This is a genomic window from Methylocapsa palsarum (assembly GCF_900114285.1).
GTDB lineage: Bacteria > Pseudomonadota > Alphaproteobacteria > Rhizobiales > Beijerinckiaceae > Methylocapsa > Methylocapsa palsarum.
In genome coordinates, this window is record NZ_FOSN01000006.1 from 138,287 (window position 1) to 159,595 (window position 21,309).

The window sequence follows — 21,309 nt, forward strand, 5'->3', positions numbered from 1 at the left end:
CTAACTCGCACTCGCGGCCATTTTGACGGGATGCAAGGCGAGAAAATGGCTTCGGGCCAATTGCAGGCATTCGAGATATCCGCCCAGATCGGCGAATCGCTCGGCGAGGGATGTTTTTCGCCTCACCAGGGGATGGCCTTGTTCGGCGAGACAAGCGTCAATCATCAAGTTGTCGCTGTTGCCGTAGTCTTCGATGAACATATTGTTCCGGTCTCGCCATTCGGCGACGCTCGTGTCGAAAAACGCCATCTTTTGGCTTTTCAGACGGTCCAGAAGCGATCTGCATTCATTGCTATAGGCGAAGGCAGGTTTTCCGAGGCCCGTGAGAAGACCCAGTTCAAAGACCGTTCCGACGTCGGCGCTCGGTCCACGAAACGGCGTCAGATTGAAAATCCCGCAATCGGCCGCTTTGATCATGGCGAGATTCGCGCGATAGATGTCGCGATCGACCGGCCCGCCATCTGCGCCTGGACGAATTTCGTTGTCGAATGGAAAGAGCCCGATCAATTCCAGCCGATCGCAGCTGAATTGTTCACAAAGCCGCTTCTTCCGCTCTCCAATCTCAATAGCATTGGGCAAAAAGACATCAGGGCCTGCAAGATAAATTTTGCGACGCTTCAGCATGCCAGCTCCGCGAATCAGCGCCTAGAGCGCTTTCCGATCGCATGATGTCATGCGATCGATCAAAAATAGCTCCAGAATCAAAGGCTTGAGCATATTCTTGTCGATTGGATTGATTCAATCCAATCGGAATATGATCTAGTTCCGCTTCCCGATAAAGGCTACTCTAACACAGCTATCCGGGCTAAGATTTCATTGTCATTTTTTGCCGGGAGGCCGGAACGATGACAGCGAACGATATTGGAAACGATATTGTAGATGAGCAGCAGGCCAAAACCGAAAGGTCTCGCCTCGTCGATCATTTCAAGCGAGTTTATTCGATTATAGCGGGCCTGGCGATTACGGAAGCTTGCAAGAACCTATGGCCGTTTTCCCCGGCGAGCATTGGCGATTACCGGCTCTGGATGTTCGCCGCATTTTTCATCACCATCGTGCCAATTTTCCATGGCGGCGACCGATCTTTGGACCGCAAATACATAGATCACAAACCGGAAAGCGGATGGCAGAGGGCGTCTTACATTTGGGATGTCTATATGCTTCTGATCACGGCGATTTTCTTCGTCGGACTTGCGGAAGCTATCCCAAAAACCCCTACCCCTGCTCCGAAACCTCCTGAATTAGCGTATTTTTATGATTTTATGGCGATGCTGTTCTTATTCGATGCAGGCGTGCTCTGGGTCGATTACGCGAAATCGAATGTTGACCGAAGACGAAAACTTGCGAATTCTTATAAAAAATGGATTCCAATCAATTTGATACTGTGTATATTTTGCGCGGGCGCCGCTTACGTCATCGACCCCACAGGCCCTGTCGCTGGTTTTTTTGGCATGTCGCCGTCCACGCCGATCGCCGTCAGCATCGTCGTCTTTCTCGCGGCCGCGGCGCGGACCTTCGCCGACTATTGGTTCGGCGATGATTTTATGTTTCCCTGACCGCGCGGCGAACGAAGCCCCGACCTAACCCCGGCCCACCCTGGCCGAGCCGTCCTTCGCGATCTGGTTGCCGGGGTCGAACGACAGCGCCCGCTGGTAGGATTCGGCGGCTTTGCCGCGGTTGCCGGCTTTTTCATAAGAGAGGCCGAGCCCCGCCCAGGCGTCGGGGTTCTTGTTGTCGACGCTGAGCGCCGAGTTGAAATCCTCGATCGCCTTGTCGTATTTGCCGATCGCGAGAAGGCTTTGTCCGCGCGCCAGGTAGGGTGCCCCCGCAAAGGGGTCGCGATCGATCGCGTTGTCGAAATCGGTGATCGCCAGCGGATGGTTGCCCTCGCGCTGGTAGATCAGGCCCCGCGCGTGAAAGGCCTGCGCGTTCTCCGGATTGAGCTTGATCGCCTTGTCGAGGTCGCCGTGGGCTTCCTCGAGATTGCCTTGCGCGCGCAGCAGATTGGCGCGGCCGAGGTAGGCCGGCGCGTGGTTCGGATCGGCGGCGATGGCGTGGTTGAAGTCGGCGAGGGCCGCGTCGTTGCGATTCACCTGCCGGTAGGCAAGCGCGCGATTGGTCAGCGAGGCGGCGCTTTCGGGATTGATCTTGATCGATTGATTGAAGTCGGCGATCGCTTCCGGATATTTGCCAATACGGGCGTAGGCGACGCCGCGGGTGTTGAATGCTTCCGCGCTGTTGGGATTGCGCTGAACCACGTCGCTCAGGGACGCAAGATTGGCGGACGCCTCCTGCGGCGATTGATTGGCGACTTCGGCGACGCCGGGGCCTCCCTTGCCCATGAGCGCGGGAGATTCACACCCTCCCAGCGCCAGCAATGTAAAGAGGACGGCGAGCCGGGGCGTGAGCGTGGCGTTCGGACCGAGATTTACGAAAGCCATCGTCCGATCATCCTTGTCCGGTCACTTTTGGCCAGCCTGAATGACCCGGCCCCAATTCCCGCACAGCCCCTCGAGGCTCGATCGCGGCGAAGCGTCTGTAACTCAGCGAACGCCGATCACAGGCTTGGGCTTCATCGGAAGCAAACCTTCCCGCTGCAATTTCTTGCGGGCCAGTTTGCGGGCGCGGCGCACGGCTTCCGCCTTCTCGCGTGCTCTCTTTTCGGAAGGCTTTTCGTAGTGTCCGCGGAGCTTCATCTCACGGAAGATGCCTTCGCGCTGCATCTTTTTCTTCAGCGCCTTGAGAGCCTGATCGACATTATTGTCGCGAACGAGAACTTGCACGCAGGAGTCCTTAAGCTATAGCGCCAAGTCATCGCTCGAGGCGACGGACCCGGACTGAATTCATGGGACATGAAGCCGGGCGCCCGCAAGCGCCTGACGACAAGACAGTTGCGATAGCAGACGCGGCGAGTCCTGTCCAGCGGCGAGCACCTGATCCTGAAACAAGTCCGTCGCGTCTCAGGCACCCGGAATGATCCGGGTCACATGCCCCATTTTCCGGCCCGGACGCGCCGCCGCCTTGCCGTAGAGATGGAGCCGCGCTCCCGGCTCCGCCAGCAGACTCCCGTAGGCGAAGACCTCCTGGCCGATCAGATTGTGCATCTCGACATGTTCGCCGCCCTGAAGATCGCCGAGGCGCACGGCGGCTCCAAGGGGCCAGCCTGCGATGGCTCTGACGTGCTGTTCGAATTGCGAGGTGGCGGCGGCGTCGAGCGTCCAGTGACCCGAGTTGTGAACCCGAGGGGCGATCTCGTTCACGCGAAGAGTTTCTGAGCCGCCTTCGACCAGAAGGAACATCTCGACCGCGAGGACGCCGACATAATCGAGGGCGTCCGCGATTTTCTTGGCGAGCGAGACCGCCTCGGCCGCCGTTTGCGGCAAAATGCGCGCGGGCGCGCGGGTGACCTTGAGAATATGATTCTCGTGCGTGTTTTCGCAGACGTCGAAAGCGGCGAAGGCGCCGTTGACGCCGCGGGCGGCGACGACGGAAATCTCTTTGCGGAACGGAACGATTCCTTCGAGGATCGACGGCGCGCCTCCAAGCGATCTGAAGGTCACGGCGAGATCGGCTCCTTCCCGGACGAGCACCTGGCCCTTGCCGTCGTAGCCGAAGCGGCGCGTCTTGAGAATCGACGGGCGCCCGACCTGGGCGACCGCGCGGGCGAGGGCGCCGGCGTCGTCGACGCGCATATAGGGCGCCGTCGCAATCCCGAGGCCGGCGAGAAATTGTTTTTCGAGGAGCCGGTCCTGACAGGCGGCAAGCGCTTCAACGCCTGGCCGCACGAGGCCGGTTTCGGCGAGGATCGCCACAGCGCGCGCCGGTACGTTCTCGAATTCGTAGGTGACGACGTCAACCTTCGCGGCGAATTCCGCGAGCGCCCTTTCGTCGCCGAACGAGGCGAGAGTTCTGTCTGCGCTGACGTCGAAGGCGGGACTGTCCGCCTCGTCCGTATAGATATGGGATTTGAGGCCGAGCCGCGCGGCGGCCATGGCGAGCATTCGGCCCAATTGGCCGCCGCCGAGAATCCCGACCGTGGCGCCCGGCGCGAGGGGAGCCGGCGCGGGCGCTGGGGAAACCGGATCATGCTCGGGCGAAGCCGCGTCGTTTGAAAGCGTCATGGAGCGGTTATCTCTCCGTCCGAAGGCCGTTCCGCAACGGCGCCGGTCTGGGCGGAACGCCAGGCCAGGAGCCGAGCTTCGACCGCTTTGTCCGCCAGCGCAAGGATCGCGGCGGCCAGCAGCGCCGCATTGATCGCGCCCGCCTTGCCGATCGCCAGGGTTCCGACGGGGACGCCTGCCGGCATCTGAACAATAGAATAAAGAGAATCCTGCCCGTGCAGAGTTTTTGATTCGATCGGCACGCCAAGGACCGGAAGGTCGGTCAGCGCGGCGGTCATGCCAGGGAGATGGGCGGCACCGCCCGCGCCCGCGATGACCACCTTGAAGCCAGCCCCCTTGGCGGTCCTGGCGAAATGATAAAGCCGGTCCGGCGTCCGGTGCGCCGAAACGATCAAAGTCTCGAAGCCGACGCCGAGTTCGACGAGGATCGCCGCCGCGTGCCGCATCGTTCCCCAGTCCGAGTCGCTGCCCATGATAATCGCGACGGGCTTTGCTGAATCGGACAAAGGGCGAGCCTGGAAATCTGGTTGCGGCGAAGGCAGCGGCATAGACGAAGGGCGCCGCAGGCGCAAGCCGGGGAGGTATGTTCCAGGAGCGCAACCTAGTCCGGAAGAATGGATTTGCGGTTTTCCGGCTTGCGAAATCCGTCGGAAGCTTCTATTGTCCAAAAAGTTGGTAAAATGTTTTGGGAGTGGGTCCTGCCGGATCCGCTCTTTTTTGTTGTCCGCCTGCGGTTTGCTGATCGCCTGCTGTTTGACACCGCGCGGTGAAGATTGGCCGCTTGAAACGGATTGGCGCCGACGGCGCCTCGATCGAAGAATAGCCGCGAAGAACAATAGCTTCGAATAAAATACGCCTCGAATACGATACGCCTCGGACGCAACAAGCCTCGGACAAAAAAGCCTTGGACAAAAACGTGGATAAATCCCCAGATCAGCCTTCGCCGGATCTTTTGCCGGCGGTGGATTTGCTTGAGGAGCCCCGTTTCGCCGTGGAGTCGGGCGTCGCCGCCCGTGTTGCAAACATTATCCAGCCTGTTCTCGCCGATCTCGGCTTCAGGCTGGTGCGGGTCAAGCTGACCGCGCAGATGGGGCCGACCTTGCAGATCATGGCGGAGCGGCCCGACGGTTCGATGAACGTCAACGATTGCGAGATCGTGAGCGCCGCGCTGTCTCCGGTCCTCGATGTCGAGGATCCCGTGCAGCAGGCCTACCGTCTGGAGATTTCCTCGCCGGGCATTGACCGGCCGCTGGTGCGCGCCTCGGATTTCAGCCGCGCCCTGGCGCAGGAGGCGCGCATCGAGATGGGCGTTGGCGTCGAGGGGCGCAAGCGCTTCCGCGGCACGATCCTCGCTGTTGAGGGCGAGGGCAGGGCGGCCTCGGTCAGGATCGAGCGCCTCGATGCGAAACCGGGAGAGAGTCTCGACGCGCTGCTGCCGCTCAATGACATTGCCGAGGCGAAGCTGGTTTTGACGGAGGATCTGATCCGCCGCTCGCTCAAGGCGGCGAAAGAGGCGGAGGGAGAGCCAGGGCCTGACGAGGCGGCGGAGGCGGATGCGGGGGCTGGTTCTCTGAGGGGCGGGCCGCAGCGCGGTCCGGGCCGTTTCGCGGGCCGGAACGCCGGCAAGGCGAAGCCTTTGCTTCCGGCCGGGGTAAGAACCGAATTCAAGAAAACCAGATCCGGCCCGCCGGGGGCCGCGCCGCGCGGTCCCATCCGCCCGGATCGGACATAGGAGAGACAATATGGCCGTCAGCGCCAACCGGCTCGAACTTCTGCAGATCGCCGACGCCGTCGCTCGCGAAAAGTCGATCGACCGGCAAATCGTGCTTACCTCGATGGAAGACGCCATCCAGAAGGCGGCGCGCTCCCGTTACGGCCAGGAGACGGAGGTTCGCGCTGAAATCAATCCGAAAACCGGCGAAATCCGGTTCTCGCGGCTGCTTCTCGTTGTCGACCAGATCGACAATGACGCGATCCACATCACCATCGAGGACGCCCGCAAGAAAAACCCCGCGGCGCAGATCGGCGACTGGATCGCCGAAACCCTGCCGCCATTCGATTTCGGCCGGATCGCCGCGCAATCTGCGAAGCAGGTGATCGTTCAGAAGGTCCGGGAAGCCGAACGCGAGCGCCAGTACCAGGAATATAAGGACCGGATCGGGGACATCGTTAACGGCGTCGTCAAGCGCGTCGAATACGGCAACGTGATCATCGATCTTGGCCGCGGCGAGGCGACGATCCGGCGCGATGAAATGATTCCGCGCGAGGTTTTCCGTCCGGGCGACCGCGCCCGCGCCTATGTGTACGACGTGCGCCGTGAACAGCGCGGGCCGCAGATTTTCCTGTCCCGGACCCATCCGCAATTCATGGCGAAGCTGTTCCAGCAGGAAGTTCCGGAAATCTACGACAATGTCATCGAGGTCAAATCGGTGGCCCGCGATCCTGGTTCGCGCGCGAAAATCGCCGTCATTTCGCGAGACGCCTCGATCGATCCGGTCGGGGCCTGCGTCGGCATGCGGGGATCGCGCGTGCAGGCCGTCGTGAACGAATTGCAGGGCGAGAAGATCGACATCATCCCGTGGTCGCCGGATGCGGCGACCTTCATCGTCAACGCGCTTCAGCCGGCGGAAGTCGTCAAGGTCGTGCTCGACGAGGATTCCGCCCGTATTGAAGTCGTCGTTCCCGATGACCAATTGTCGTTGGCGATCGGCCGGCGTGGCCAGAACGTCCGGCTCGCCTCCCAGCTAACGGGCTGGGATATCGACATCCTCACCGAGGCCGAAGAATCCGAGCGCCGGCAAAAGGAATTTGTCGAGCGCACGAATATCTTCATGAAGGCGCTCGACGTCGACGAGGTCGTTGGGCAATTGCTGGCCTCGGAAGGCTTCCGGTCTGTTGAGGAACTGGCTTTTGTCGAACCGGCCGAGGTCGCCTCGATCGAGGGGTTTGACGAGGACACCGCGGTCGAGATCCAGACCCGGGCTCATGATTATCTGGCCCGCATCGAGGCCGAACAGGACGCGCGTCGAATGGAACTTGGGGTTTCTGATGAATTGAAGGACGTCGCCGGGGTGACGACGGCCATGCTCGTGAAATTCGGCGAGAATGACGTGAAGACCGTCGAGGATCTCGCGGGTTGCGCGACCGACGATCTCGTCGGCTGGACCGAGCGCAAGGACGGCGAGAGCGTCAAGCACGCGGGAATTCTCGACGGGTTCGAGATTTCCCGGGAGGAGGCGGAGGCCCTGATCATGACCGCGCGCGTCAAGGCGGGATGGATCGAGGCGGCGCCGGAGCCGGAGCTGGAGGTTGGGGATGAAGAGTCCGTTTCAGCCGGATCTGGCGGCTGACAATTCGGGAGTGACGGATTTGGCGCAGGCCGACGTCGCCGCAACAGAAGCCAAGCTGGAAACAGGGGGCTTTGAAATTGGCGGCCTCGACACAGTCGATCCGGAAACCGGACCGGAGCGGACGTGCATCCTCACGCGCGCGAAAGGCTCGCCCGACGACATGATCCGGTTCGTGGTTGGGCCCGGAGCGGCGGTCGTTCCTGATATCAGGCGGAAATTGCCCGGCCGCGGCGTTTGGGTGACGGCGAAGGCGGAACGCGTCGCTGAAGCTGTTGCGCGGAAGTCGTTCGCCCGGGCGTTCAAGACGAAGGTGGCCGTGTCCGAGGATCTCGCCGCGGAAATCGAGGCGCTTTTGTTGAAGGATTGCCTGCAGTCGCTGTCGGTCGCCAACAAGGCGGGTCAGGTCGTCGCCGGTTTTGGTAAGGTTGAGGACGTGATAGGGGCCGGAACCTTGGCGGCTTTGATCCATGCGCTGGGCTGCGGCGAGGACGGAGTCAGGAAATTGGGGCAGAGTCTGCGGAAGCATTTCGGCTCCGCCGACGCCAGGCCTCGGATCGATCTGTTCCAGTCGAGCCAATTGGATTTGGCATTGGGGCGGGCAAATGTGATACATGCAGCGCTTGTGAACGGCGCGGCGAGCGAGGCTTTCATTGCGCGATGCCGCCGGTTGGCGGCGTACCGCTGCGGAACGCTTCCGGCGCCGCTGTCCGCGCAGGGCGCGAAAGCGAATGAATCTGACGTCAGGCGCCGGCCTTCCGAATCCGGCGATAGGGAATTTGAATGGGTGAGAGCCCTGGGAACGCAAGACTTATGAGTGACACGAAGAACCCCGTTGACCACACTTTGACTGTCGCTCCCACCAAGACGCTTTCCCTGAAGCGTCCGGTGGAGTCCGGCATCGTGCGCCAGAGCTTCTCGCATGGCCGCACGAAGGCTGTCGTCGTTGAAAAGGTCAAGCGCCGCACGGTGACCGGCGAAGCGCATCCGCCTCAGCGCGAAAGCGCGCCTCCCGCCGCCACACCTGCTCCGGTTCCGGCGTCCACGGCGCGCGCCCAGCCCGCCGCGCCGGCGCGGCCAAGCCCTGGCGCGCAACGGTCATCCTCGGGAGTGATCCTGAGATCCCTGACGGATGAAGAGCGCGACGCCCGTTCGCGCGCGCTTTCCGGCGCTCGCGAGCGTGAGATCGAGGAGCGCAAGCGCGCCGAGATCGAGGCGAAAGCGCGCGAAGAGCGCGAAGCGGCCGAAGCCATCGAGCGAGCGGCGGCTGAAGAGCGCAAGCGCGAAGAGGACGTTCGCCGCGCCCAGGATGCGGAGACCAAACGGCGTTCGGAGCAGGAAGCCAAGCGCCGCCTCGCCGGCGGCGAACCTGCGCCGGCCCCGCCGCCTTCGGCGCGCGCCGCTTCGCCGTTGCGCAAGGACCAGAGCCCTCAATCAGTCGCTCCAGCCGCGGCGCCGGCGACGCCCGCCGCCGCCCGTCCGGCCGCGGTCGAGGACGAAGAGGCCAAGCGGATCATTCGCCGGCCCGGAATGCCGACCAAGGTCATCGTTCCGCGCCCGGTCAAGGGCGCCGAGCAGAAGAGCCGCGGCCGCCTGACGGTCGCCAGCGCGACCGGCGAGGAAGATGAGCGCACCCGCTCCATCGCCGCCTTCCGCCGCCGCACCCAGAGGCTGAAGGGGCACGTCAGCGAAACCAAGGAAAAGCTCGCCCGCGAAGTGATTTTGCCCGAGACGATCACAATCCAGGAACTTGCGAACCGGATGTCGGAGCGCGGCGTCGACGTCATCAAATTGATGATGAAGCAGGGGCAGATGGCGAAGATCACCGATGTGATTGACGCCGACACCGCTCAGCTCATTGCTGAAGAGCTTGGCCATACCGTCAAACGGGTCTCCGAATCCGATGTCGAGGAAGGCCTCTTCGACACCTCCGACGTCGACGAAAATCTGTCGCCGCGTCCCTCTGTCGTGACGATCATGGGACACGTCGACCACGGCAAGACGTCTCTTCTCGACGCGATCCGTCACGCCAACGTGGTCTCGGGCGAGGCGGGCGGAATTACGCAGCATATCGGCGCCTACCAGATCGTCGCCCCCGGCGGAGCCAAGGTGACGTTCATCGACACGCCAGGTCACGCGGCCTTCACCGCCATGCGCGCGCGCGGCGCGAAAGTGACCGATATCGTCGTTCTCGTCGTCGCCGCGGACGATGGCGTCATGCCGCAGACCGCCGAGGCGATCGCTCATGCGCGCGCCGCCAACGTCCCCATCATCGTGGCGATCAACAAGATCGACAAGCCGGACGCCAAACCCGAACGCGTCCGCAGCGAATTGCTGCAATATGAAGTGCAGGTCGAATCTCTCGGCGGCGAAACGCTCGAAGTCGAGGTTTCGGCGACAAAGAACATCAATCTCGACAAGCTGCTCGATCTCATCGCCTTGCAGGCGGAGCTACTCGACCTGAAGGCCGATCCGACGCGTCCGGCGGAAGGCACCGTGATCGAGGCGCGGCTTGACAAGGGCCGCGGCCCCGTCGCGACGGTGCTTGTCCAGCGCGGCACGCTGAGGCCCGGCGACATCATCGTCGGCGGCTCGCAATGGGGCCGCGTCCGCGCGCTTCTCGATGACCAGGGCGAGGTGACTCCCGAGGCCAGTCCTTCGACGCCGGTCGAGGTGCTTGGCTTTTCCGGTTCGCCGGAGGCCGGAGATCGTGTCGCCGTCGTCGAAAGCGAAGCCAGGGCGCGCGAGATCACGGAATATCGCGAGCGCCAGAAGCGCGACAAGGCCGCCGCGCGAGGCAACTTGGCGCGCGGCTCGCTTGCCGACATGATGAGCCAGCTGAAAACGGCAGGCCGAAAAGAAATCCCGCTCGTCGTCAAGGGCGACGTTCAGGGCTCGGTCGAGGCGATCCTCGCCACCCTGGAAAAGCTCAATACGGAGGAGGTCGCGGCGCGCGTCATCCATGCCGGCGTTGGCGGCATCACGGAGTCCGACGTCACGCTGGCGGAAGCCTCCGGCGCGATGGTGATCGGTTTCAACGTCCGCGCGCACAAGGAGGCGCGGGCGCTCGCCGAGCAGTCAGGCCTTGAGATCCGCTACTACAACATCATCTATAATCTCGTCGACGACGTGAAGGCGGTGATGTCCGGCATGCTGTCGCCGACGCTGCGTGAGGAGATGCTCGGCAATGCCGAAATCCTCGAAGTGTTCACGATCTCGAAGGTCGGCAAGGTCGCCGGCTGCAGGGTTACCGACGGCACTGTTCAGCGAGGGGCGAACGTGCGGCTTATCCGGGACAACGTCGTTGTTCACGAAGGCAAGCTGTCCACCCTCAAGCGGTTCAAGGACGAGGTCAAGGATGTGGTCGCCGGTCAGGAATGCGGCATGGCTTTCGAAAATTACCAGGACATGCGCGCTGGCGATGTCATCGAATGCTATCGAATCGAGGAGATTCAGCGCTCCCTCTGACCTTGGGCGTTAGAGCGATCGAACCCGGGGCCGCGCATGGCGCGAATCCCGGGGCGCGTTGAAGCAACACCGAAAATAAGCGCCGGAAGGGTGCTGGAGTTTCTCATGTCCAGAGTTCATCAACGGGGCGGCGAGCCGTCCCAGAGGATGTTGCGCGTCGGCGAACTCATTCGCCACGCCATGTCCGACCTTTTGATCCGATCGACGATCAGCGATCCGGTTCTTGAAGGCGAGGTGGTCACCGTGCCTGACGTTCGCATGAGCCCCGACCTCAAGCTCGCGACTGTCTATGTCATGCCGCTCGGCGGCAAGAACGTCTGCGAGGTCCTGGCCGCCCTCGATCGGCACAAGAATTACCTGCGCGGTGAAATCGCGCGCCGGATCAATCTCAAATTCGCCCCCGACGTCCGGTTTAAATCCGATCCGGGCTTTGAGGCCAGCGCCAAGATCGACGCTCTTCTCCGTTTGCCCGAGGTGAAACGCGACCTCGAGCCGCATTTGGACGAATCTCGTGCGGATGAATCTCACGCGGGCGAAACTCAAGCGGACAAATCGGAAAAATCAGAATGAACGCGCCGGTCTCCACCCGCAGATGCGTCGACGGCTGGGTCGTTCTTGACAAGCCGATCGGGATGACGTCGACGAGCGCCGTGTCCCGGCTGAAGCACATCTTCAGCGCCAAGAAAGCGGGGCATGCGGGCACGCTCGATCCTCTCGCCTCGGGCATTCTCCCGGTGGCGTTCGGAGAGGCCACCAAGACGGTCCCCTTCGTTCAGGACGGAGAAAAAGCTTACCGATTCACGGTCCGCTGGGGAGCCGAGACCAATACCGACGACGCCGACGGAACGATCACGGCGCAATCCGATCGTCGCCCCGCCGAAGCCGAGATCCTCGCGCTGCTGCCGGGGTTTGTCGGGACGATTCAGCAAAAGCCGCCGGCTTTTTCGGCGATCAAGATCAATGGCGAGCGCGCCTACGATCTTGCGCGGGATGGGGAAACGCCGGATCTGGCCTTCCGTCCTGTCACGATCCATACGCTCGACCTGATCCGCAGCGATGAGGATCAGTCTGTTTTCGAGGCCACCTGCGGCAAGGGCACCTATGTGCGCGCGATCGCCCGGGACCTTGGGCGGACTCTAGGGTGTTATGGCCACGTCACGGCCCTCCGGCGCACCCGCGTCGGCCCGTTCCGCGAAGCGGATATGGTGACCCTAACGGAGCTGACGGAGGGCGTGTTCGATGGCCGGGCGATGCGCCGGGTCGAGGCGGGCCTCGGCGAAATGGCGCGCATCGCCGTGGACAGGGACGCGGCGGCGAGACTCCGGCGCGGCCAGCCCGTGCTTTTGCGAGGCGCGGATGCGCCCGCGGACGGGTCCGCCTACGCCGCGTGCGGCGGAGTCGTCATCGCCGTCGGCGCCATCGAGAACGGTGAACTGGTGCCGGCCCGCGTCTTCAACCTGCCTTTTTAGCGGCTGGCTCCGGGCGAGGGCTTCGCCTCTTTTTGGAGGGGCGGCGGCTGGAGGGGCTCACGTTTGAGGCAAGGGCCGCCTGTTATTTCTGCACGCTCAATTCAGGAGCGGCGCAGTGACGACCATGGCTTTGACGCAACGTGAGACCAACACCACGGCGCGCCCCGAGGATCCGAGTCGCGCGGCGGAGATCCAGCAGGACCTCGCCAACGCGCTCGAATATTATCGCGCCGGCCGCTACGGCGAAGCCCATCGCCTTTATGCCGATGTCCTCGCGGCGCAGCCGGATCATTTCCTTTGTCTTCATCATCTGGGGCTGATTGCGCACCAGCGCGGAGACCATGAGTCCGCGGCGCGGCTTGTCGCGCGGGCGGTCGCAGCCAAGCCCGATTATGTCGAAGCGCTTTCCAATCTCGGCGCCATTTTCCGGGCTTTGCGCAGACCGGATGATTCCATCGCCGCGACACGGCGGGCGATCGACCTCGACCCGAATTGCGCGCAGGCCTATTCAAATCTGGGCAATGCGTTCGAGGACCAGGGTTTGTTGGGCGACGCGCTCGACGCCTACCGGCGGGCCGCCGCCCTCAATCCGCGGTTCGTCGAGGCGCACGCCAACGCCGCCAATGTATTGCGCAAGCTGAATCGGCCGCAGGAAGCGGTCGCCGTCTGCGAGGCGATCATATCGCAACGGCCGGACGCGCCCGAGCCCTATTTCAATCTCGGCAATGTGCTCCGGGAGCTTTGCCGGCCGGGTCCGGCGATCGAGGCGTATCGGCGCGCGATCGCGCTGCGGCCGGATTTCGCGGAGGTCTACGTCAACCTTGGAAACGCGTTGCAGGACGAGGAGTACGAAGAGGCTAGCGCGGCGTATCGGGAAGCGATCGCGCTGCGTCCGGCAATGGCGGAAGCCCACGCCAACCTTGGCGCCGCGCTCGAGAACCTTGGTCGTCTCGGCGAGGCGATCGATTGCTTCGCCGCCGCCGTCAAGCTTGATCCGGAGATGCTTCCGATCAGAGTCTGGCTGCAACATAAACGGCGCCTCGTCTGCGACTGGGACGGGATCAAAAACGAAGAAGCCGAACTGAGCGCCCTCATCGCGCAAAATTGCGAGGGCGTGCATCCTTTCGCCGTCTTGAGCATGGCGACGACCGCCGCTGATCAGCTTCAGATCTGCCGCTCGCACGCGGCGGCCGTTTCGACAAGGCTTGAACATTTTACGCCCGCGAGGGAGGTTTACGAGGGCGGCCGGAAGCTCCGGATCGGTTATCTTTCCTCCGACTTCTGCCGCCATGCGACCGCGCTTCTCATGGCCGAACTTTTCGAGCGTCACGACAAGACCCGTTTCGAGATCATCGCCTATTCGCATGGGCCGGACGATTTCAGCGCGCTGGGGGCGCGACTGCGCGCGGCTTTCGACGAGTTTGTCGATGTGAGAGCGCTCTCGGACGATGCGGCCGCTGCGCGCATCCATGCGGACAGGATCGACGTCCTCATCGAATTGAAAGGTTACACGAAGGGCGCGCGCACCGGGATTTCGGCGAGGCGGCCAGCGCCGGTACAGGTCAACTTTCTCGGCTTTCCGGGGACGATGGGCGCGACTTTCATCGACTACATCATCGCCGATCCTTTTGTCCTGCCCTTCGACCAGCAGGAGTTTTTCAGCGAAAAGATCGCGCATCTGCCGCATTGCTATCAGCCAAACGACACGCAGCGGGTGATCTCCGAATTGACGCCGACGCGCGCGGCCTGCGGTCTGCCCGAACATGGCTTCGTGTTCTGCTCGTTCAACAACACCTACAAGATCACGCCGGATTTCTTCGACATCTGGATGAGGCTCCTGGCCAACATTCCGGGGAGCGTCCTCTGGCTGCTCGACGCCAATGCGCTCGTCAAAGACAACCTTCGCAAGGAAGCGGCCCGCCGCGGGCTCGATCCGGACCGGCTCGTTTTTGCGCCGAAGCAGGCCTCGCCCGAGCATCTTGCGCGTCACCGCCTGGCGGACCTGTTTCTCGACACATCGCCCTACAATGCGCATACGACGGCGAGCGACGCTTTATGGGCCGGCCTGCCGCTGCTGACCTATGCGGGCGAGACATTTGCCGGGCGCGTCGCCGGAAGTCTGTTGCGCGCCGTCGGATTGCCGGAACTGGTGACGGATTCGCCCGCCGCCTATGAAGCCATGGCGCTGCGTCTCGCCAGCGCGCCGGGGCTTTTACAGACATTCCGGCATCGGCTACTTGGCAATTTGAGGCGAACACCGCTCTTCGATATTGAGGCCTACACGCGTCATCTCGAGGCGGCGTTGACGCAGATGTGGGAGACCTGGGCGAACGGCGGCGAGCCCCGCGCCTTCGCTGTCGCGCCATCCCCTGGAGCGCCGGCGCGGCATACGGAGCCGCGACGGATCGAGCGCATCGATTATCCGGCCTGTCCGCTCTGCGAAAGCCGCGATATTCCGCTTGTGCTCGGCGCCGATTGCACGGCCCACGCGCTCTATCAGCCATCGCTGCCGCCGGTCATGAACTGGCGCGAATGCGGGGCTTGCGGCCATGTCTTTACGCAGGGCTATTTTGGTCCCGAGGCCGCAGCGTTGATTTTCGAAAAGATCCACCCCAATCAGACCGTCGGACACGACATGGAGCGCCAGCGCCCGGTGTCGGGCCGGATGGTCGAGCGCATCGCCCGCCATGTTCCCCGCGGCCGTTGGCTCGATGTCGGCTTCGGCAACTGCTCGCTGCTGTTCACGGCCGAGGAATGGGGTTATCAGCCGGTTGGCCTTGATCTCCGCGCGGCGAATGTCGAAACCCTGAACCGCCTCGGTCTCGAGGCGCATTGCGTTTCGATCGAGGATCTCGATCACGCCGGACGTTACGACGTCATCAGCATGGCTGATGTGCTCGAACACCTGCCCTTTCCCAAACGAGGGCTTGCCGCCGCCTATCGCCTGTTGCGGCCGCGCGGAGCGCTGTTTTTGTCGATGCCAAACATGGAGAATATGGTTTGGCGCCTGTTGCACTCCAACAAGGTCAATCCCTATTGGGGAGAAATAGAGCATTACCACAATTTCACCCGCAGGCGGCTCTACGCGCTTCTGGACGCGCACGGGTTTGAGCCGGTGGAATATGGCGTCAGCGAACGCTACCGGCTCTGCATGGAGGTCATCGCGATCAGACGGGAGTAGAAGTCTTCAGTCTGCTTCAGGCGGTTGATTTAGAGCGGAGCGTCTCAGTTTGATCGATGAGACTATCCTCAAGGTTTTCAAACTGGAGCGATTTCTGATCGATCGCGATCGGAAAGCGCTCTATATCGTGAAATCTGGACCGAACGCGGTTTCGTCCAGCAATTTAAGTTCTTCCGCTCGCTGGCAGATATCGTCGATCGTGATGCGTTCGAGTTCCTTCAGAAATGCGGCGGCGGCCGTTTCGACCATCGGGGCGATGACATGCGCGACCATCCGGCAGTCTGCTTCCTCGCCGGGTTCGTCTTCGCCGCCATCGAGGACGGCCCGCAGCACCGCCGCCGCCGTGATCCTGCGCCGTTCGCGCGCGAGTTCGTAGCCGCCTCGCGGGCCGCGCACTCCCTTTAAAATATTGGCGCGGACCAGCGCCTGCAGCAGCGTTTCAAGCCGGCGGGGTGGCAGTTCGAGCCGGCCTGCGAGCGCCTTGGCGGCGACCGGGAGCGGACGCGCGTAAAGGGCGATATCGAGCACAGCCGCCAGCGCGAGATGGCCGCGGCGCGAGAGCAGCATCATCCTCCGCCTCCCTCGCCGGCCATCTGCCCGGTCGATCCGAACCCCGCCGCCCCCCGCGCGGTCGCCGTCAGATCGCGCGTCGCGACCAACTCGGCCCGAGACACGGGCGCGACGACAAGTTGCGCGATCCGCGCGCCGCGGACAATGTCGAATGGCGCCTCGCCGAAATTGATCAAAAGCACCCCGATTTCGCCCCTGTAGTCGGAATCGATCGTCCCCGGAGCGTTCAGCACCGTGATGCCGGACTTGAGCGCCAGTCCCGACCGTGGCCGGATCTGGGCTTCGTGCGTGCGCGGAAGTTCAATCGCCAGCCCGGTCGGAACAAGGCGTCTTTGGCCGGGGCCGAGAGTGATTCTGGTTCCCTGAGGCAGCGCGGCGAGGAGATCAAGCGCGGCGGCGCCCTCGCTTTGATATGCGGGCAAGGGCAATCCTTCCCCATGCGGCAGGATCTTCACTGCTATGGCGATCGCGACGCTCATGTGGCGGCGCCCGGAAGCAGCTTCGAGAGCGCAACAATCAGCCGCTCGCCGATCTCGCCCTTTGTCAATTCCGGCCAGGGGTCGACGCCCGCGGCGGTGACGACGGCGACCTTGTTTCGCTCACCCCCGAAAGTTCCGGCTTCGGAGCGGACCGAATTGGCGATGATCATGTCGCAGCCTTTGCGGGCGAGTTTGGCCTTGGCGTTGTCAATCAGGTTTTCAGTCTCGGCGGCGAATCCGACGACAAGCGCGGGACGCCCGCCGCCGCGCCGCGCGACCGCCGCCAGAATATCGGGGTTTTCCACCAGAGTCAGGGCGGGGCGCTGGTCTGGATCTTTTTTGATCTTCTCGGGCGCGCTTTCTTCAGCGCGCCAGTCGGCGACCGCCGCCGCGCCGACAAAGATGTCGGCGGGCAATGCCGCCTCGACAGCCCGGTACATCTCCCTCGCCGTTTCGACATGGATGCAAGATGCTCCCGGAGGATCGGGGAGATTGACCGGTCCCGTCACCAGCGTCACCGAAGCGCCCGCGGCCAGTGCGGCTTTGGCTATGGCGTGGCCCTGCTTTCCCGACGAACGGTTGGCGATATAGCGCACCGGGTCGATCGGCTCATGGGTCGGTCCGGAGGTGACAATGACCCTGCGGCCGGCGAGAAGCCCGGCGGAAGGCGTCCGCCAGACGTCGGCAGGCAAGGGAAGGGACGTGTCCTGCGAAAGCGCCGCCTCGATCGCCGTGACGATGGCGAGAGGTTCGCTCATCCGGCCGGGGCCGTATTCGCCGCAGGCCATTTCGCCGTCGTCGGGGCCGACGAACAGGACGCCGTCTCCGCGCAGCGCCGCGATGTTGCGCGCCGTCGCGTTGTGCAGCCACATGCGCAGGTTCATCGCTGGCGCGACGAGGATTTTCTTGTCGGTGGCGAGAAGCAGCGTCGAGGCGAGATCATTGGCGAGGCCAGCCGCCATTTTGGCGATGAGGTCAGCTGTCGCGGGGGCGACGACCACGAGGTCCGCCGCGCGGGACAGTTCGATATGGCCCATTTTGGCTTCTCTGGTCAGCGAAAACAGATCGTCGAACGGCTCCTCGCCGGTCAGGCTCGCGACCGACAGGGGAGTGACGAACTGCTGCGCCGCAGCGGTCATGACCGCGCGGATCAGGATGTTCCGTTCGCGCAGACGACGGATGAGATCGAGGGTCTTATAGGCCGCGATGCCGCCGCCGATAATGAGAAGGATGCGTTTTTGCTCTGATCTGCTCATGCGCGGCGACCTTTCCCGCCTTGGCCAGCACGTCGACGGCAACCCCCGGATAAAAGGAGTACAAGCGGGCTTGAGTGTTTGACGCCGCCAAAGGGGCGGCGCTAGAGCATATTCCGATCGGAGTGAATCAATCCAATCGAGAAGAATATGCTCAAGCTTTTGACTCTGGAGCGATTTCTGATCGATCGCATGACTTCATGCGATCGGAAAGCGCTCTAAGGCTTGACCAATGCGTGCGTCGGTTTATGGTCGCGCCGTTTCTGAATTCCCGCCCTATCGCGGCGGGTGTCCTGCCGCCCGCCAACCTGTCGCTAAACCTACCAAGAAGAGGCTGCGAACCTAATGGTACGAGAATTTCAATATCAAGGGGAAACGTTCAGGGTCAACGCGCACGGCGTTCCAGGCCATGAAGAGGTCTTTATCATTTATCTCGTCGATGGCGAAGAAATCGAGGAAGCCTCGATCGACCGCATGACCGAGGAGAACGACACCAGCGCGCCGCTGGAGGACATTTGCGTCATGTTGTGCGACCGCCTGATCGGGGAGCATGACATCGCTTGCGCGTCTCCCGGATCCGGCTTCGCCTGGGTCGAGGGCAAGGTTCGCGCCGGCGTTCACAGCGGCGTTCAGGATCTTCATTGACCGTCTGAAATCTCGGTTGATTTCCGAAGCTTTAGTCAATGGCGGGTCAAGGGGCCCGCCATTGGCGTTTTTAGCGAAGGCGCGGCGACCGCGAAATTTCGACGCGATCATCATTTCACGCGCCACAAGAGCAACAGGCCGATCAGCGCGATGATCCACAGCGCCAGATCCCCGAATCGCGACTGACGCGCGTTCGCTTCGCCGAGCATTTTGATCGAGGCCTCGGACACTTCAAGGCCGTCGTCCGCCATCCGTTCGAGTTTGGCGACCAGATTTTCGGCCCGCACGAGGGCGACGGGCAGATTGGCGGCGAAACGCGACAGCGTCGCCGCTGCGCGTCCGGCGTCCTGCAGCTTGCCCAGGGGACCGAGATTGTCCTCGATCCAGGCGCGCACCACGGGCTCCGAGGTCGACCACATGTCAAGCTTCGGATCGAGCGTGCGTCCGACTCCTTCGACGACGACCATGGTTTTTTGCAGGAGAACGAGTTCGATCCGGGTCTTCATGTCGAAAAGGCCGGTGATTTCGAAGAGAAGCGTCAGCAGCTTCGCCATCGAAATCTGGTCCGCCGTGCGTGAATGAATCGGCTCGCCGATCGCCCGGATCGCCTGCGCGAAATCCTCGACCTTGTGGATGCGCGGCACATAGCCCGCCTCGAAATGCACCTCGGCCACGCGGCGGTAATCGCGGGTGATGAAGCCGTAGAGGATTTCGGCGAGGAAGCGCCGCTCGTTGAAGCCAAGTCGCCCCATGATGCCGAAATCAACGGCGGTCAATTTGCCGTCCGCGTCGACGAACAGATTGCCCTGATGCATGTCGGCGTGGAAGAAGCCGTCGCGCATCGCGTGGCGTAGGAAAGACTGGATGACGGTCGCGCCGAGGCGGGGCAGGTCGTAGTCCTTGCGCGCCAGCGCCTGAATGTCGGACAGCGGAATGCCGTCGATCCATTCGAGCGTGAGAACTTCTTTTTCGGTCCGCTCCCAGTCGATCGCCGGAACCCGGAAATCCTTGTCGCGGGCGGCGTTCTCGCGAAACTCCGACGCCGCGGCCGCCTCAAGCCGGAAGTCCATCTCCATCTTGACGGAGCGCGCCAGCGTGTCGACGACCTCGACGGGCCGCAGTCGCCTCGCCTCGTCGCTCCAGCGTTCGGCGAGACGGGCGGCGAAATACATGTCGTTGAGGTCGCGCCGGAATCGCCGCTCGACGCCAGGGCGAAGCACCTTGACGGCGACGTCGCGTTCGCCCTCCAGATCCTTCACCCTCGCTTTGTGGACCTGGGCGATGGAGGCGGCGGCGACCGGCTCGCCGAAGGCGATGAAGATCTTGTCGATGGGCAGGCCAAAGGCCGCTTCGACCGTCGCAATGGCGACATCGTGCGGGAAGGGCGCCATCCGGTCCTGCAGCCTTTCGAGCTGCTCGACCACGCGGGCGCCGACCACGTCGGGGCGGGTCGCCAGGAACTGCCCGAGTTTGACATACGAGGGGCCGAGTCGGTTGATCGCTCCGGGAAGATTGGCGAGGCCCCGCTTGCCGCTTTTGCCGCCGCCCTTGGCGATCAGCTTCGCCAGCGCGAGCGGAATGCGGGCGGGAGGCGGAAGATTGGCGGGGACGACGTCGCTGAAGACGCCGGCGCGCGCCAGCACGTATCCGGCGCGGCCAAGACGCAGCAAGGAGCCTATCGAAAAACGCACGAGGTCCGCCCGCGGATGTCTGATGTCGGGAGGGCCGGCGCCCCGACCCCGTTCAAGGACGCGCGCTTCATCCGGCTAAAGCTTCCAGCCCGAATGAATGGCGACGATGCCGCCGGACAGCCTTGTGAACGAGGCCCGGTCAAATCCGGCGTCCGTGATCCTTGCGGCGAAGCTTTCGGCGTCTGGGAATTTCGCGATGGATTCAACGAGATAACGGTACGATTCTTCGTCTCCCGTCACGAGCCGGCCGAGGAGGGGAATGGCGTGGAACGAATAGGCTTCATAAAGCCGGTCGAGGCCCGGAATGTTCACGTTGGAGAATTCGAGGCAAAGAAAATGCCCGCCGCGCTTCAAGACACGCTGCGCTTCCTCCAGCGCCTTGTCGATGCGGGGCACGTTGCGGATGCCGAAGGCGATCGTATAGGCGTCGAAACTATTGTCCTCAAACGGCAGATCCTCGGCGTTCGCCTCGACGAAATCCAGCTTCGCCTCGAACCCGCGCCGGGCGGCGCGCTGGCGGCCGACCTCCAGCATGTCGTCGTTGATGTCGAGCACCGTGATTTCGGTCTTGCGTGACCCCGCCTTCGCCACCCGGAACGCAATGTCGCCAGTGCCGCCCGCGACGTCGAGATGGCGGAACTTCACGTGCCGCGGCGGTTTGACCCTCGCGACGAAAATATCCTTCCAGACCCGGTGCAGGCCGCCCGACATGAGATCGTTCATGAGGTCATAGCGCGAGGCGACCTTGTGAAACACCTCGTCGACCTTCGCCTGCTTGTCACCAAGCGGCACGCGGGAAAAGCCAAAATGGGTTTCGTCGGACATGGGTTTTGGCGCTCGATCCGGCTCGGCGGGTGAATGGTCACGGACGGATAAAGCCCGCCGCGCAGCTATGGCCGCGCGCCGGAGCTTTTGCAACTCCCCCTGCGCGATCGAGGAAGCCGCCGCTTTCGATTCTGGCGGAAACGGCGAAGCGAGGCTGCCCTTAAAAGGCGTAATTCGTTCCGAATCTCGTCATAGTATAACCGTTATGTCGTTAGAGTATATTTCAGTCGTATGGCGGATGAATATGAATATTTATCATATAT

General features: G+C 62.8%; 19 protein-coding genes. 9 read left to right on the forward strand and 10 right to left on the reverse strand.

Annotated features, from left to right (window positions below; all coding sequences use genetic code 11):
- Complete coding sequence (locus BM177_RS08675; RefSeq protein ID WP_091681162.1) at nucleotides 1-624, reverse strand: nucleoside 2-deoxyribosyltransferase; 624 nt, start codon at nucleotides 622-624, stop codon at nucleotides 1-3.
- A 221-nt stretch (nucleotides 625-845) separates the two neighbouring features.
- On the opposite strand from BM177_RS08675, the gene BM177_RS08680 reads away from it, so the two are divergent.
- Nucleotides 846-1,553 carry a hypothetical protein gene (locus tag BM177_RS08680; protein WP_091681164.1) on the forward strand — a complete coding sequence of 236 codons (708 nt, stop codon included), beginning with the start codon at nucleotides 846-848 and terminating at the stop codon, nucleotides 1,551-1,553.
- A 24-nt stretch (nucleotides 1,554-1,577) separates the two neighbouring features.
- Here the strand turns inward: BM177_RS08680 and BM177_RS08685 are convergent, their stop codons facing one another.
- From BM177_RS08685 to purE, 4 genes are all read right to left on the reverse strand, one after another.
- A complete protein-coding gene (locus BM177_RS08685) occupies nucleotides 1,578-2,438 on the reverse strand; it encodes a tetratricopeptide repeat protein (protein WP_091681166.1) in 861 nt (286 codons plus the stop codon).
- Nucleotides 2,439-2,540: 102 nt separating this feature from the next.
- Nucleotides 2,541-2,780: a 30S ribosomal protein S21 gene (gene rpsU / locus BM177_RS08690; protein ID WP_091681168.1), complete on the reverse strand. Its 240-nt coding sequence runs from the start codon at nucleotides 2,778-2,780 to the stop codon at nucleotides 2,541-2,543.
- Nucleotides 2,781-2,957: 177 nt separating this feature from the next.
- On the reverse strand, nucleotides 2,958-4,118 hold the full coding sequence (locus tag BM177_RS08695; protein WP_091681170.1) for a 5-(carboxyamino)imidazole ribonucleotide synthase: 1,161 nt from the start codon (nucleotides 4,116-4,118) through the stop codon (nucleotides 2,958-2,960).
- Nucleotides 4,115-4,591: a 5-(carboxyamino)imidazole ribonucleotide mutase gene (gene purE, locus BM177_RS08700; RefSeq protein ID WP_244532232.1), complete on the reverse strand. Its 477-nt coding sequence runs from the start codon at nucleotides 4,589-4,591 to the stop codon at nucleotides 4,115-4,117. Before purE ends, BM177_RS08695 begins: the two co-directional genes overlap by 4 nt.
- A 443-nt stretch (nucleotides 4,592-5,034) precedes the next feature.
- On the opposite strand from purE, the gene rimP reads away from it, so the two are divergent.
- The 7 genes from rimP (at nucleotide 5,035) to BM177_RS08735 (ending at nucleotide 15,583) form a co-directional block, all read left to right on the forward strand.
- Nucleotides 5,035-5,850: a ribosome maturation factor RimP gene (rimP, locus tag BM177_RS08705; RefSeq protein WP_091681348.1), complete on the forward strand. Its 816-nt coding sequence runs from the start codon at nucleotides 5,035-5,037 to the stop codon at nucleotides 5,848-5,850.
- Nucleotides 5,851-5,860: 10 nt separating this feature from the next.
- On the forward strand, nucleotides 5,861-7,468 hold the full coding sequence (nusA, locus tag BM177_RS08710; RefSeq protein ID WP_091681174.1) for a transcription termination factor NusA: 1,608 nt from the start codon (nucleotides 5,861-5,863) through the stop codon (nucleotides 7,466-7,468).
- Nucleotides 7,434-8,282, forward strand: a complete 849-nt coding sequence (locus BM177_RS08715) for an RNA-binding protein (protein ID WP_091681176.1) — start codon at nucleotides 7,434-7,436, stop codon at nucleotides 8,280-8,282. The genes nusA and BM177_RS08715 overlap by 35 nt, the downstream gene beginning before the upstream one ends.
- Complete coding sequence (gene infB / locus BM177_RS08720) at nucleotides 8,279-10,933, forward strand: translation initiation factor IF-2 (protein ID WP_091681178.1); 2,655 nt, start codon at nucleotides 8,279-8,281, stop codon at nucleotides 10,931-10,933. Before BM177_RS08715 ends, infB begins: the two co-directional genes overlap by 4 nt.
- A gap of 105 nt (nucleotides 10,934-11,038) precedes the next feature.
- Nucleotides 11,039-11,503: a 30S ribosome-binding factor RbfA gene (gene rbfA, locus BM177_RS08725; RefSeq protein WP_091681180.1), complete on the forward strand. Its 465-nt coding sequence runs from the start codon at nucleotides 11,039-11,041 to the stop codon at nucleotides 11,501-11,503.
- Nucleotides 11,500-12,402 carry a tRNA pseudouridine(55) synthase TruB gene (truB, locus tag BM177_RS08730; RefSeq protein WP_091681182.1) on the forward strand — a complete coding sequence of 301 codons (903 nt, stop codon included), beginning with the start codon at nucleotides 11,500-11,502 and terminating at the stop codon, nucleotides 12,400-12,402. Before rbfA ends, truB begins: the two co-directional genes overlap by 4 nt.
- A gap of 124 nt (nucleotides 12,403-12,526) precedes the next feature.
- Entirely contained in the window at nucleotides 12,527-15,583 is a 3,057-nt protein-coding gene (locus BM177_RS08735) for an O-linked N-acetylglucosamine transferase family protein (protein ID WP_091681184.1), read from the forward strand.
- A 120-nt stretch (nucleotides 15,584-15,703) separates the two neighbouring features.
- Here the strand turns inward: BM177_RS08735 and BM177_RS08740 are convergent, their stop codons facing one another.
- Genes BM177_RS08740 through coaBC form a run of 3 tightly spaced genes read right to left on the reverse strand, consistent with a single transcriptional unit; the run spans nucleotide 15,704 to nucleotide 17,888 of the window.
- Nucleotides 15,704-16,153 carry an RrF2 family transcriptional regulator gene (locus BM177_RS08740; RefSeq protein ID WP_091681186.1) on the reverse strand — a complete coding sequence of 150 codons (450 nt, stop codon included), beginning with the start codon at nucleotides 16,151-16,153 and terminating at the stop codon, nucleotides 15,704-15,706.
- Nucleotides 16,150-16,632 carry a dUTP diphosphatase gene (gene dut / locus BM177_RS08745; RefSeq protein WP_091681190.1) on the reverse strand — a complete coding sequence of 161 codons (483 nt, stop codon included), beginning with the start codon at nucleotides 16,630-16,632 and terminating at the stop codon, nucleotides 16,150-16,152. The genes BM177_RS08740 and dut overlap by 4 nt, the downstream gene beginning before the upstream one ends.
- The gene (gene coaBC / locus BM177_RS08750) at nucleotides 16,629-17,888 is read right to left on the reverse strand and encodes a bifunctional phosphopantothenoylcysteine decarboxylase/phosphopantothenate--cysteine ligase CoaBC (RefSeq protein WP_091681192.1); all 1,260 of its coding nucleotides are present in this window, start codon (nucleotides 17,886-17,888) and stop codon (nucleotides 16,629-16,631) included. The genes dut and coaBC overlap by 4 nt, the downstream gene beginning before the upstream one ends.
- A gap of 342 nt (nucleotides 17,889-18,230) precedes the next feature.
- Between coaBC and BM177_RS08755 the strand changes: the two genes are divergently transcribed.
- Complete coding sequence (locus BM177_RS08755; protein WP_091681194.1) at nucleotides 18,231-18,530, forward strand: hypothetical protein; 300 nt, start codon at nucleotides 18,231-18,233, stop codon at nucleotides 18,528-18,530.
- 110 nt (nucleotides 18,531-18,640) lie between these two features.
- On the opposite strand, the gene ubiB is transcribed toward BM177_RS08755, so the two are convergent.
- Together ubiB and ubiE are read right to left on the reverse strand one after the other, a co-directional pair.
- Nucleotides 18,641-20,221, reverse strand: a complete 1,581-nt coding sequence (ubiB, locus tag BM177_RS08760; RefSeq protein WP_091681196.1) for a 2-polyprenylphenol 6-hydroxylase — start codon at nucleotides 20,219-20,221, stop codon at nucleotides 18,641-18,643.
- A gap of 75 nt (nucleotides 20,222-20,296) precedes the next feature.
- Complete coding sequence (gene ubiE / locus BM177_RS08765; protein WP_091681198.1) at nucleotides 20,297-21,046, reverse strand: bifunctional demethylmenaquinone methyltransferase/2-methoxy-6-polyprenyl-1,4-benzoquinol methylase UbiE; 750 nt, start codon at nucleotides 21,044-21,046, stop codon at nucleotides 20,297-20,299.
- Nucleotides 21,047-21,309: the final 263 nt, after the last annotated feature.

Coding starts and splice junctions, on each gene's coding strand:
- BM177_RS08675 (WP_091681162.1), bottom strand. CDS start 624: ATGCTGAAGCGTCGCAAAATTTATCTTGCAGGCCCTGATGTCTTTTTG.
- BM177_RS08680 (WP_091681164.1), top strand. CDS start 846: ATGACAGCGAACGATATTGGAAACGATATTGTAGATGAGCAGCAGGCC.
- BM177_RS08685 (WP_091681166.1), bottom strand. CDS start 2,438: ATGGCTTTCGTAAATCTCGGTCCGAACGCCACGCTCACGCCCCGGCTC.
- BM177_RS08695 (WP_091681170.1), bottom strand. CDS start 4,118: ATGACGCTTTCAAACGACGCGGCTTCGCCCGAGCATGATCCGGTTTCC.
- purE (WP_244532232.1), bottom strand. CDS start 4,591: ATGGGCAGCGACTCGGACTGGGGAACGATGCGGCACGCGGCGGCGATC.
- nusA (WP_091681174.1), top strand. CDS start 5,861: ATGGCCGTCAGCGCCAACCGGCTCGAACTTCTGCAGATCGCCGACGCC.
- BM177_RS08715 (WP_091681176.1), top strand. CDS start 7,434: ATGAAGAGTCCGTTTCAGCCGGATCTGGCGGCTGACAATTCGGGAGTG.
- infB (WP_091681178.1), top strand. CDS start 8,279: ATGAGTGACACGAAGAACCCCGTTGACCACACTTTGACTGTCGCTCCC.
- rbfA (WP_091681180.1), top strand. CDS start 11,039: ATGTCCAGAGTTCATCAACGGGGCGGCGAGCCGTCCCAGAGGATGTTG.
- truB (WP_091681182.1), top strand. CDS start 11,500: ATGAACGCGCCGGTCTCCACCCGCAGATGCGTCGACGGCTGGGTCGTT.
- BM177_RS08735 (WP_091681184.1), top strand. CDS start 12,527: ATGGCTTTGACGCAACGTGAGACCAACACCACGGCGCGCCCCGAGGAT.
- BM177_RS08740 (WP_091681186.1), bottom strand. CDS start 16,153: ATGATGCTGCTCTCGCGCCGCGGCCATCTCGCGCTGGCGGCTGTGCTC.
- dut (WP_091681190.1), bottom strand. CDS start 16,632: ATGAGCGTCGCGATCGCCATAGCAGTGAAGATCCTGCCGCATGGGGAA.
- coaBC (WP_091681192.1), bottom strand. CDS start 17,888: ATGAGCAGATCAGAGCAAAAACGCATCCTTCTCATTATCGGCGGCGGC.
- BM177_RS08755 (WP_091681194.1), top strand. CDS start 18,231: ATGGTACGAGAATTTCAATATCAAGGGGAAACGTTCAGGGTCAACGCG.
- ubiE (WP_091681198.1), bottom strand. CDS start 21,046: ATGTCCGACGAAACCCATTTTGGCTTTTCCCGCGTGCCGCTTGGTGAC.